Source organism: Pseudoalteromonas sp. CO342X, from assembly GCF_004208915.1.
Lineage (GTDB): Bacteria > Pseudomonadota > Gammaproteobacteria > Enterobacterales > Alteromonadaceae > Pseudoalteromonas > Pseudoalteromonas maricaloris.
Map to the genome: position 1 here is coordinate 76,761 of NZ_SGPH01000033.1, position 10,703 is coordinate 87,463.

9 protein-coding genes are annotated in these 10,703 nt (G+C 42.6%); 2 read left to right on the plus strand and 7 right to left on the minus strand.

Annotated elements, in window-relative coordinates; translation table 11 throughout:
• The first annotated feature begins 18 nt into the window (after positions 1 to 18).
• Complete coding sequence (locus EXT47_RS14825; protein WP_039494125.1) at positions 19 to 1,773, plus strand: hypothetical protein; 1,755 nt, start codon at positions 19 to 21, stop codon at positions 1,771 to 1,773.
• 572 nt (positions 1,774 to 2,345) lie between these two features.
• Complete coding sequence (locus tag EXT47_RS14830; RefSeq protein ID WP_039494122.1) at positions 2,346 to 3,092, plus strand: hypothetical protein; 747 nt, start codon at positions 2,346 to 2,348, stop codon at positions 3,090 to 3,092.
• A gap of 43 nt (positions 3,093 to 3,135) precedes the next feature.
• Here the strand turns inward: EXT47_RS14830 and EXT47_RS14835 are convergent, their stop codons facing one another.
• The 7 genes from EXT47_RS14835 to EXT47_RS14860 all read right to left on the minus strand — a co-directional run bounded on the left by EXT47_RS14835 (position 3,136) and on the right by EXT47_RS14860 (position 10,671).
• A complete protein-coding gene (locus EXT47_RS14835) occupies positions 3,136 to 4,197 on the minus strand; it encodes a DUF6765 family protein (RefSeq protein WP_039494120.1) in 1,062 nt (353 codons plus the stop codon).
• 69 nt (positions 4,198 to 4,266) lie between these two features.
• Positions 4,267 to 5,346, minus strand: coding sequence for a prohibitin family protein (locus tag EXT47_RS14840; RefSeq protein ID WP_039494118.1), 1,080 nt, complete (start codon positions 5,344 to 5,346; stop codon positions 4,267 to 4,269).
• A complete protein-coding gene (locus EXT47_RS14845; RefSeq protein WP_130126958.1) occupies positions 5,343 to 7,004 on the minus strand; it encodes a cyclic peptide export ABC transporter in 1,662 nt (553 codons plus the stop codon). Before EXT47_RS14845 ends, EXT47_RS14840 begins: the two co-directional genes overlap by 4 nt.
• Before the next feature lie 155 nt (positions 7,005 to 7,159).
• Positions 7,160 to 7,336 (minus strand): hypothetical protein, encoded by a 177-nt coding sequence (locus EXT47_RS23870; protein WP_017217212.1) that lies wholly within the window; start codon positions 7,334 to 7,336, stop codon positions 7,160 to 7,162.
• An 81-nt stretch (positions 7,337 to 7,417) separates the two neighbouring features.
• Positions 7,418 to 7,978 (minus strand): YcjF family protein, encoded by a 561-nt coding sequence (locus tag EXT47_RS14850; RefSeq protein WP_010607109.1) that lies wholly within the window; start codon positions 7,976 to 7,978, stop codon positions 7,418 to 7,420.
• A 266-nt stretch (positions 7,979 to 8,244) separates the two neighbouring features.
• On the minus strand, positions 8,245 to 9,621 hold the full coding sequence (locus EXT47_RS14855) for a serine hydrolase (RefSeq protein WP_069021375.1): 1,377 nt from the start codon (positions 9,619 to 9,621) through the stop codon (positions 8,245 to 8,247).
• A gap of 81 nt (positions 9,622 to 9,702) precedes the next feature.
• A complete protein-coding gene (locus tag EXT47_RS14860; protein WP_010607107.1) occupies positions 9,703 to 10,671 on the minus strand; it encodes a TauD/TfdA family dioxygenase in 969 nt (322 codons plus the stop codon).
• Positions 10,672 to 10,703 lie beyond the last annotated feature (32 nt).

The following is a 10,703-nucleotide window of genomic DNA, read 5'->3' on the forward strand; positions in this document are numbered from 1 at the left end:
GTAAATGTAAGGATCTATATGTTTCGCCTAATCTTACTCTCAATCACTCTACTATACCTATCTGGATGCGCCACTTATGAACTTAAAACGGCAAACCTGAATAGTAACGCCCCTCTACCTCAGCAACATGGTATGGTGTCTGTTGAAGTAATTAACAATGTAGATAGACTAGCTCCTTTACACAAAGGATGGTCCGAGCTCATAGTGCTTAGGCTGGACAATCGTGATGCATTAAAAGAGGCGGCTATCGAAGAGGCAAAAGCAAAAGCCGTACAAAAAAACAAAGCGTTTGATGAAAGTAAAGTAGAGTGGGATCCGGACGTTTACACTTTAACACCTCACTCCCGAGGGCTCATAGAAAGTCAAGTATTCGTTGGAGCATTGCCTGAGGGACAGTATGTTGTTGCTTCACTTTATAGCTTCTTTAGTAATGGTGAAATCATGTCTTGGATTTCAATGCCTGTAAATTATTTAGCGGGTAAATTCGAGATAAAACAAAATACTACTACCAACCTTGGCTCCATCGCTTTTCAACCGTTAAAAAGCATAAAAGAAAAGTCCTTTTGGGATTCAACTTCTAGCAATAAAGCATTCGTTACTCGATTAGATCAAGCTATCAATATGAATGATTTTATCAAACATCATTACCCAGTAGCCTCCCAACAATTACACGCTAATAAAGAATTACAATGGCAAAATGACGAGCTTGACTCCTTGCGCTCCTCCCTTGCACAACTTGTCCGCGAAAATGCCTTCCCTAGTAGTCATTTTGCCTTAAATAAATTTGGTAAAGCTATCATCACTTCAAGGTTTGGACAGGCTAGAATTCTAAATCACAAGGGTACATGGGATACTGTAAATCTACCAACCAATATTCAATTGCTTAGCGCCATTGAATTGAACCAAGGGATCGCTTTGGCAGGTGAAAAAGGCGAGCTTTATTACTCAGATAGCAACTTAAAAAATTGGCGCCAGATCAAACCCGTTGAAACTGATCAGGCAATTGTATGGATGGCAAATAATGGGAACCAATCCTTTGCGTTAACCGCATCCGCAAAGCAATATACTGTTTACCAATTCATTGATATTAAAGATACATGGAATCAAATTGGTCAATATAAAAGAAAGAATAGTAATGATTGGTTGGTACAAAATGGCGGTATATTTCCATTCTTTGATAGTAATAGCCAATTAAACATCCTAAACGATAATAAATTACATGTATATCAACAAGCAACTAATACATGGAGTATGGAAAAAGCACTCGAACTAAAGGAGTTGATACAACTTCCTGGTAGCGAATTGCTCGCAATCGAGGTAAGTCAATGGGATGGTGTAGGTGATACTGTCTATAAGCTAACTCCTGAATCTGAATGGGTAGTAGTGAAGAAAAATGCTAACAACCTGTTCGGTAATGATAATGTAGAACTTAGCTTACCGGTGGTAAGAAAAGATCATTCATTGATAAACATTGCTTACTACAAGGAAAATAAAAACGCTAAGTCCGAACTGAGAGTCATGTATGCAAGTAGCGATAATCCTAAACAATGGATAGCAAAAGGTAAAGCAAGCAAAAGTTGCACACAAACTCTGCCAAAAATCAGCTATGACAAAACATTATATGTTATGTGTGAGCGGGGGCAAATAAAGGCAACTGATGATTTGGGTTATACTTGGTACAGCGTCTTAGATGTAAATATCGACAAGATGCAAAACGAATTCGAAACCTTACTTAATGCATTAGAGAAGGCAGATCAGAATAAAAAAAATTAGTACTATCAATAGCCCTGTTTATTTTTAAACCGGGCTATTGGCAAAGGTATTTTCTTACTGAATTGTTGATAGTGTCATGTGAAAAGTTCAAAAAATAGGCGTTGGCAGCTCTACATTCTGCAAATCAAAAATAGTCTTTGCAAAAAAGCGAACGCTTAGTCTGCAATTTAAAACGGTAAATTATGATTAGCCAGCAACAATATCCGGCATTTCAAGAACACCAAAATGAGGCTAGAAAATAGTAGATTCTTTCACGTCCCATAACTTACAACTGGAAAAGTCATCAGCGCATAAAGCTTTTTACCTAATGTTGGCGAATAGAAATGATTTTCCCCACATCAACATACTGCCCACTTCCTCTCTAATAACTCGAACCCCTACCCACTTGAACTCCATTCATCTAACGTTAGCTAAACTCTATGTATTTATATCCTTATCACGTACCACTCCAAATAGTAGTTGCAGCAATTAGATAGTTGCCAAAACCAGAAAAATCATAAAGTTGCATGAAGTTACATTTACCTTATATTGAGACTGAATAAAAAACAAACACAACTGTAAAGGAAAAATATATGGTTACATTCAACACTCGACTACTTGCTATGGCATTGGCTTGTAGTTCCACTTCTGTTTTGGCTACACAGGTATTTTATGATCAGGATGGTGCGGGAGATCATTCGCAGTATCAGGGCGCACCTGTTGATTTTATCTCAGCTCGTGCAGGCACAACTGAGTTCTTTAATGCGCTCACGGGCGGCTTAGCGGCGGATGAGTGCCATCAATTTGAAGTGGTTAATACACAAACCGGCGATTTGATTGCTCCTCTCACATTCAACGCGCCCTTTATTTCTGGCCCACTGCCTGCGGAGCATAAGCTGACAGAAAAGTCGGTTAAACTCAGCTGCACCTTACCCTCAGGCGAAGAAGCGATTGTTTATCACAAGATACCCAAGGCTCCCGCCGTTGTATGGCACAGTGAAATCACAGTGGCTGATTGGCAAACGCCGAGCAATGGCCCAGGGTATTTTGCGGATGTTCAATATACCGGCTTGATTAATATTAATAACAACTCGCACCAAGGTCAGTGCCGCAAAACCAATTATGTCAGTGGTAACCCAGAATTTTTCAATGAAAGACATCAAGGTGGATTTTATAGTGATGTCTTGAATGTTGTCGGTGAGGCTAAATACAGTGGTTTTTATAAAGTGCTGGTGACAGAGTTAATTTGTAAAAACTCGGGCGGTACGACTCGCCTTGTCGAAACTTGGCATATTAACCAAAATTCACAATCCCGCGAGCTTTCTTCCGAACTATTTTAAACACAAAAATAGTGCAGCCTAGCTGCACTTACTTTACTGAAGCTTAGCTCACACAAATTCCATATTTGGGCAAAATATCATCAATGACACAGAGGCGATGCTTTTTGGCTGCATCGTGAAAATACTTCCAGTTAGAAGTTAAGAACTCACTGCGAAACGAATAGCTATCGTCGTCACCTTGAGCACGGGTTGTACCTAGCGCTTGGTGTTTCCACGACCCCTCACCTTTGGCAATGTAAGTTAGGGTATAACTTCCAAGCCCAAATCGGTTAGCTTCAATAGCATCAAGCCACAATTGATGACGTTCTTCACCATCATCCATATCAAATTCAGCAAAGCACTGCGCTATTTCTTGCTTTAATGACTCACTCAAGCCATTTGTAGCCTCGCCTCGATAGTCTTGATAGACCTTGCAAAGCTCATCGGCTGCGATTAGAAAATCGCTTGGATTATCTCGCACCACTTTTTCGCCCAATCCGTTGAAGTAACTCCACTGCTGATGAGGCTGATCAGGGTGAGAAAGCGCCTGCCCATGTCCTAAACTTGGAATATCATCTTGAAAAACATCAGAAAAGTATTCGCTTATTCGCTCGCGCCAAGTCTCTTCTGCTTCACCATTCAAGTCCATTATTTCAGTCACTTCATTGACTTCATGCTGTATGCCAGCAAATCCCTGGTGGCCCCAAGTATCAATAAAGACATGAGAGGTAATACCAAGGCGGTGCAGTCCATAAGGCCTATGCTTATCTGCAATACACTCAGCAACCATATCTTTGGCTACATAGGAATGTGGCTTACACACTAGCTTTTGAATAAAGGTGCCCGACGGATTTTGCCCAGCAGGTAAACCGCCATTACCCGGTAGGAAATGAAAAGGTACCCACACTTTCATATTCTTTAAGCTGTCTAGGTTTTTATAATCGAGCATTTTATGAGCGGTTGCGATGCGCTCATAAGCGGCACCGTTATCAAACTTGATGTGACCATAGTTTGTTGCATCATCTACGTATTGTGCCGCGTGAGCAATAATTTCAGCCTCTTGGTCGGTGAATCCCGCCGCGCGTGCGACCACCCATGTCATGCCATGATGTAAATCAATTTGCATTTTTCGTTGTCCTTCTCTTTTCCTTTATCGCCACAGTGTAGTCCGTGATACTGAAAATGTAACTATTCCTTACTTTGATTTAGTTGCATTAGGCGTTTGCGGCTCTTGGCTTTGTGGATCCGTAGCATTTGGGTTAACCGAGGCTGGCAAAGCATATGTGCTGCCCTCCGTATTTAAGATCAATGGTAGGCCATCTTTACCACTGCCTATTACCACCACTTTTGCGTTATTAGATTTCGCCAGCTCTATGGTTGCTTCTATGCCACGCCACCTTAGGTAGGTTTCAGATATCCCGCCACTCACCGTTTCTTGAAAGTCGGCTATCCCCTGCGCTTCGGTTTTTTTCCGTTCAGCTTCTTTTTTGGCTACTTCTAAACGCATTTCATACTCTTGATTTAAGTACATCTGATTCACTTTAGAAATAATTGCGTTATGTACTTTATCTGGCACATCCACCTGCCGAATAAGCATATCGTCAAGGTTCACTAAATTATGCCCTTGCATCGTACTGTTCTCTTGCTCAAGAATTGTTTTTTCTTGCAGCTGTAGCTCCTTTAACACCGTGTTCAATAGCCGAGCCTGAACTTCTAGACGCTGATGACCATAGACTTGCTCCGCAGTATAGTCAGAAACAATCATGCGCACTGCAGAGGCAACCTCAGGGATCACCATTTCGTCTAAATAATCCGCTCCAACTAATTTATGCAGGTAAGGAATATGCTCCACTACAGGACGGTAACGCACGGTAATATCTAGCTGGATCCGCAGGCCCTCAGAGGTGATCGCATGTACCTGAGTAGTCGCGGTTTGGAAGCGGCTCGAATAAATTGTCAATGTATCCCAAGGATAAACTAGCACCGTGCCCTCATAAAATGGATGTTCTACGAACGTACCACCGCCAATGCGCTTCCACAGTACTCCAACTTGACCTGAGTCTACCTTGATAAAAATGATTTTGACCAATGCAACGGCAATAAACAGTAGAATAAGTAACGTCACACCAGCGCGAAAACGCCAAGACAAAATACGCTTATGCCACTTGGGCTTGTAACGCTTTAACACCCGCATGAGCAAATTAGATAGGATCAGCGCCAGTATTAAGCCGCCGGCGACGAGTAAGGCAAAATCCCCTGAAATATTAATGTTCATGATGGTACTCCATTACTTTCACTGTCGTGGTGTGCTAACAACTGACCTTCCTCCATTTTTAAGTGCACATCGGCCAAATGGAAATAGGCATCGTCATGGGTGATGGCAATAATGGTATTACCACGCGCTTTTAAACGAGGTAGCACTTGTTCATAGAATTTTCGCCTAAAGATAGGATCTTGATCTGCCGCCCACTCATCAAAGATGTAAATGGGACGATTTTCTAAAATGGTACTCAAAAGCGCTAAGCGCTTGCGCTGACCTGACGATAGATCTATGGTGCTAAACGCCCCATTTTGAATACCCACTTTGGCGCGCATCTCTAAAAAGTCCAACCATTCGTCGATTTCTTCAGTACTCAAATCACGGATACCATAGAGCTGCTGGAACAAATGAAAATCCGCAAAAACGGCTGTGAATAAGCTTCGATAAGCAAGGCGATTATCTTCCGTAACCGCTTTGCCATTCAAAAGGATTTGTCCGCTCTGTAATTCATAAAGGCCAGTCAACATCCGTATAAACGTTGTTTTACCGCTACCATTACCACCGGTAATAAAAGTGGTTTTTCCTTGTTCAAAGGTGATATCCACCGGCCCCACAGCAAACGGACGATCGCTCGATTTTTTCTGATGTTGATAAAACGCCCCCGCTAAGGTGATGGCATTGAATGAGGTTAGGCTTTCACTCGGTTCAGGTCGTTTAACCTCTTGCTCATCTTGGACATTTTTTAAATCGCGCTCCAATGCTAAGACGTTTTGCGCCGCCTCTGTTGCGGTGGTGAAAACGGGGATCCCACCAACAATACTGGTAATAGGGCCGATTAAAAATAGCGATGCGGTGGTAACTTTAATGACCACATCGGTATACACGTCAGAGAGCATAGGGACGATAAACACCATCGCGCCTGTCGCTGCGAAAAAGGTGATTTGCGACAGAATAAAGTCGGTCGCAAACAAGGTTTGGGTTTTGGTTTTTGCACGCCTTGCACGATTCGAATCGCGACGATATTCATGTTCTAAATCTTCCGCTCTTGGCTCACTGAGCTTTACTTCTTTAAAGCCATCGAGCAAATCAGATAAGCGTTGAATAAGCTGATTTTCGCTTTCAAAAGAAATGCGCATGTTGCGCTGGATTTCATTGGCGCGTAAACGGTGAATACTGGCGCCGACCAAAATCAGTGTCGATATAACCATAAACGCCACAAAAGAGTGCCAGGCAATATAAAGAGATGTAAAAAACACCAAACTGATAGATTGACCAATGATCACAAACAGCTGCGCCGACTGAGATATGGTCTGTAACTCTTTGCTGATGGTATTAAAGATCCGCTCTTTGCCAATTTTCTCTAACGTTGACAGCTCGGTATGACGAATGCTTTCAAACAAATCGACTCTCAATTTATCTATGGCACGCTCCACCATTTGCGCGGCTTTAGTCATCAATCTTTGCTGAGTGAAACCATATATTGCAATCGTCAGTGTAAATAGCACCAAGTAGTAAAGAATATGATTTTCTTTATTAATATCAGAGATATTGGCAGCTACGTTGTTGATAAGCGCAAGCACCAACGCGTTGGCCAAACCAGAAATGCACCCCAGTGCAATAAAGGTCCTTTTCTTTATCTGAATATGTCGGCGAATTAATTCGTACAATACCATTGTTATTATCTTTTATTGTTATTGGGCTACCGCCCGCGCATGCTACTTAGCATAGTCCCTAAAAATCAAAACTGCCTGTTGGATTTAAATAAATATTGCATTAAAACATTAAGTTATATTTATAAATCGCCCAGTTTTATCGGCAATGTAAGATCTCATTCCTCGTCATTCACCTCTGTGGGCTTGCGCTTTTGCCCAACTAGTAAAATGATCAAGCCAACAATAGGCGTAAACATCAACGAAATTAAAAAGAAGCCCACAGGTCCGGCAAAGGTGTTTCGTCCCCAATAGCCAGTTAAAATGCATAACACTAAATATAAAGCGATAAGCATAATTTTCTCCAAGTTATTGATAAATTTCGGTGCGAAGAATAAACCAGCAGTTGCCTGCCGGTTTATGTCAGCCAGTATCGGTTATACTGTGGCTTTTTCCGCTGTAGCTGTTGCGTCCGCATTCCCTTTATTTGCACGATACTTAGCTGCGATGTCTGCGATATCCCCTTTCATACTTGCTAGATTCAGGTCTATCAGCGTGCCGCCATTTTCAAAGTGTCGAACAAAAGTTGCGCCTACTGCGTGTGTTGATGCCGCAGACACAACTGGCATAAATGCGATTGCGCTTAACGTGCCAAGGACAGGAACCGCCTTCAAAAAGCTGCTTAGTCCCGCGCCCCCTAAGGTTTGTGGAAAAGAGCCGCCGATCAATGCGCTTACTGTGCCACGCAGCTTGTTGTCACCATATGATTGACCATAGACTTTTGCTACTTCGCCTATCATCTTCATTTGGATCCCTGTCAACGCCACTAAATCAACCGCAGGAACGGGAATAAACCCAGAGCCAAACGACCATTTTGTGTATTTGTCGACAATCAGCTGAGCAACGGCTGCTCTGTCTTCATCAGCAACAAGTTGTGATTCCTGTTGTTCTGGAGCATCGCTCGCCTTGTCATCCTTCGCTGTTTTTGTCACTGCCATAATTCATCCTCTATGATTTATTTAAACAGTTGTCGAACTCATCAAGCACCATATTGGCACTTGCCCTAGTACCCAAAATCAAACAAGCTGCACTTATTCAACTCTGAGCTTTACCGCCTTCATCCATGATGAAGAAGTAAACCTAAGAACAACCAAGGATTTGCACAGTGTCACAAATACAACTGAGCGAAACGTTGCCACCTACTGCAGGCGTTCTATTAATTTGTTTAACCGAGCGCGAAAGCTCGGTATTTTTCCCTACCGCGTTATGCCTGATTCAAATCTTGCTGGCATTGCTCAGTACGGTGTTTATCACTATAGAAGATAATGTTGCGGATCTCCTTAGCGATACAATCTGACTCAATCCCCTCTTTCACATAGTTGCTAAACACCATGATGCTTTGATCTCGTTCTAGTAAACGGGTGAAACTGGTCACCCATGAATAGGGATAACTACCAGAGTACTGTAAAAATTTTTCATACATTCTGAGATTTGCATCGGCTGGGTTTTCGGGGCAATTTGCCACTTTGCCGTACTGGTTTGGGTCGACATAAGTCACAAACCAACCATAGCCATAGTATTCACACTCGTCGCTGCTACCAGTGTTAGAGTATGGAGCAAAGGCCGCTAGTTTCTGGGTATCGTTTAAGATTTGAGTGCCATACAAGCCTTGATCCCATTTATGCATGTCTTCCACTGTGGAATACAAATCTCCAGCTGAATACAGCACTAATGGGTTGCTATATGGATTCACTAAAATGTCTTCGTAAGGTGCAGGTCCACCTGTAGCTGGTGGACGGCCATTGGCAAGCGATAAGTATTGGTTTTGATTATAAATATAACCTGTGGTCATATTTGAATAGACACCAATCGCACTGTAAGAGCCGCTGTCCGTCATGCTAAGCGGATTTAGAATTTGCTCTTGAACGATATTGGCAAACCAATACTCACGACCGATATTGCCTTGTTTTCCGGCCGCTAATTGCTCGATGATATTACCAATAAGATAGTAGTTACAGTTGCTGTATTCATACTTACTGCCGGGCGTAAATGACGGTGTGCCACTTTGCCCCGCTTCGGCACCACAGGTGCAAAAGCGATTACTAAAATCTTCCGGACCGTTAAGGTCTAGACTCGAATTATATAAATAAGGCCGCCAACCGTAATTATCGTATACGGCTTCGTTGTCGCTGTAGTTATTGATCCCAGACGACATGGTAAGCAAATGATGTAGCGAAACATCCGCACATTGGTTATCTGGGTACCAAGGCAAGTGATCGCCAATGGTTTCCTGCCGTAAGTCCTTGCCATCTAACATCTTCATTAAAATAGCGGCCGAAAACGCTTTGGTATTGGAGCCGATGCGATACTTGGACTTAACGCTGTTATCAACATCATATTGCATGTTTTGTGGTCCGCAGTTGGACTGGTACACCACTTTATCAACCGAGGTGATATAAACCGTGCCAAAGAATAGGTTGGCATCGCAATATTCCTTCACCACCGCCTCTATCATTTCTAATTGATTAGGCATAATAGTGTGATTATCTGCGACGCTCTTTTTCTGCAAACAAGAAGCCAGTGCTAAGGTGATGCAAAATAGCATCATCATTCTTAGCCGTAGTTGTATTAGCCATTTCATTTTTTCATTCCTTACATTACCAACCACATAACCACTAACAAATGTTGTTGCCCGACTTTCATCGGAATGAGTACCAACTAGTTATGCTGACGCGATATTTGCCATGCCAACTAGTACTTTACGAGTGCCTGTATAGGCCTCTCTGCCATGAGTAAACAGCATATTATCCAGCAGCAAAATATCGTTTCTTTGCCACGGGTAAGCGAAAGTGAGGTCTTGATAAACCTGATTGATAAGCTTGATGTCTTGGTCACTTATTTCGCTACCATCACCAAAAAAGGCGTTACGAGGTAAAAATTCGCTGCCGATACTGTCACGCATTTGTGCACTGAGTTGATTATCTAGACTCGAGCAGTGGAACAAGTGAGCTTGATTAAACCATACCTTTTCACCACTTTTTGGATGACGCATGACCGCCGGACGCCATTGCTTGGTTTGTAGCCTTTTATCATCAAGCCAAGTAAATTCGATTTCATTTTGTCGGCAATATTGCTCAACCTCGGCTTTACTCTCGGTCTGAAAAACCTCTTGCCAAGGTAGGTCGATATCACCGTAGTTACGCACGTACTGCACACCTAAACGCTCAAACTTGTCTCTTAATTCACTGGGAATACGACGATATACTTCACGGCTGTCGGCAAGTGGTGTGCACCCACCCGTAGTTGCTGGGATCACACAAAAAAAGCCCATTCGCATCGGCCAAACATTGGAGTAAGCATTTTCGTTATGCTGCAGGATCACTTGATCGGCATGATATTCCGTGGTGGTGTAAATATTGTTGTTCAGCGCCGTTCGTGGCGAAGAGCGATAAACATACTGGCTTAAGCGCTCACCAAACAAGGTCTCAAGTATGGCGCTAAACTGATTCGTGCTCACAATATTTAAGCCACGAAGCAATGCAAAACCATCTCGCTCAACCCAGTTATTCACCTCTTGAACGTGGTTTTTCACCCATGCCATGCCGCTTTGTTTAACCTCAGATAAGTCATGTATCCGAGAGTCTGCTGCAATCGTTGTCGGATCCAATTCCAAAGAAAGTGCGTGATCCATTGTTTTCCCATCCTTAAAAGTAAGTACTTTTG

Coding starts and splice junctions, on each gene's coding strand:
- EXT47_RS14840 (WP_039494118.1), bottom strand. CDS start 5,346: ATGAACATTAATATTTCAGGGGATTTTGCCTTACTCGTCGCCGGCGGC.
- EXT47_RS14855 (WP_069021375.1), bottom strand. CDS start 9,621: ATGAAATGGCTAATACAACTACGGCTAAGAATGATGATGCTATTTTGC.
- EXT47_RS14825 (WP_039494125.1), top strand. CDS start 19: ATGTTTCGCCTAATCTTACTCTCAATCACTCTACTATACCTATCTGGA.
- EXT47_RS14830 (WP_039494122.1), top strand. CDS start 2,346: ATGGTTACATTCAACACTCGACTACTTGCTATGGCATTGGCTTGTAGT.
- EXT47_RS23870 (WP_017217212.1), bottom strand. CDS start 7,336: ATGCTTATCGCTTTATATTTAGTGTTATGCATTTTAACTGGCTATTGG.
- EXT47_RS14860 (WP_010607107.1), bottom strand. CDS start 10,671: ATGGATCACGCACTTTCTTTGGAATTGGATCCGACAACGATTGCAGCA.
- EXT47_RS14845 (WP_130126958.1), bottom strand. CDS start 7,004: ATGGTATTGTACGAATTAATTCGCCGACATATTCAGATAAAGAAAAGG.
- EXT47_RS14850 (WP_010607109.1), bottom strand. CDS start 7,978: ATGGCAGTGACAAAAACAGCGAAGGATGACAAGGCGAGCGATGCTCCA.
- EXT47_RS14835 (WP_039494120.1), bottom strand. CDS start 4,197: ATGCAAATTGATTTACATCATGGCATGACATGGGTGGTCGCACGCGCG.